The 808-nt window shown below is 43.2% G+C and carries 2 protein-coding genes; one reads left to right on the top strand and one right to left on the bottom strand.

Going from position 1 to position 808, the window contains the following annotated elements; translation table 11 throughout:
• Positions 1–561, top strand: a 561-nt coding sequence (locus A3738_RS10710) for a methylenetetrahydrofolate reductase (RefSeq protein WP_197473800.1), incomplete at its 5' end; no start/stop codon positions are given.
• 65 nt (positions 562–626) lie between these two features.
• Here the strand turns inward: A3738_RS10710 and A3738_RS31955 are convergent.
• On the bottom strand, positions 627–808 hold a 182-nt coding region (locus A3738_RS31955; RefSeq protein WP_231876617.1), incomplete at its 5' end, for a hypothetical protein.

Below are 808 nucleotides of genomic sequence, written 5' to 3'. Positions count from 1 at the left end.
GATCTGCCATCAGGTATGGGCGGTTCTGCAGGCGAATTGAAATACGCAAACGAACTTGTTGAATTTATTCGTGAACACAGTGGAAATCACTTTAACATCGAAGTTGCTGCTTACCCTGAGTTCCATCCTCAAGCTCCAAGTGCAGAAGAAGACTTAATCAACTTTAAGCGTAAGGTTGATGCCGGTGCGAATAGTTCGATTACACAATACTTTTATAACGTCGATTCGTACTTCTACTTTATCGATCGTGTTGAAGCGATGGGCGTCAATATTCCAGTCGTCCCTGGCATTATGCCTATCACGAACTACACGAACTTGGTTCGTTTTAGTGATATGTGTGGCGCAGAGATTCCTCGTTGGATCCGCAAGCAACTTGAAGCGTATGGTGATGATAAAGCCAGTATCCTTAAATTTGGCGAAGAGGTTGTCACACGTATGTGCGAACAACTCATCGATGCAGGTGCACCAGGCATTCATTTCTACAGCATGAACCAAGCTGAACCTTCTCTGAAGATCTGGGATAACCTAGGCTTGAGCGATAAGGAAAAAATCAAGTTTTAAGGTTTAATCAGCGATAAAACTTTCTATTCAAAAAGAGCGCACCAGCGCTCTTTTTTTATGCGCAGCTAAACAAAGTAAAGTGGCGTCGCGTAGAGGCCATTGGGGCGAAACGCCGATCTTAATATTTCTCGGGGAGCGCAATGCGTCATCCTCATTAGATAACTCATCACAGGCAACAGCTTTATATTACGTGTAAATTTTGCATCAACTTGCAGGCTATCAAAACTCTCTAAAGTTTCCGGTAATT

It is taken from the genome of Oleiphilus sp. HI0066, assembly GCF_001635725.1.
Note: the sequence above shows the minus strand (reverse complement) of the source record. Positions and strands in the feature narration are given on the sequence as shown.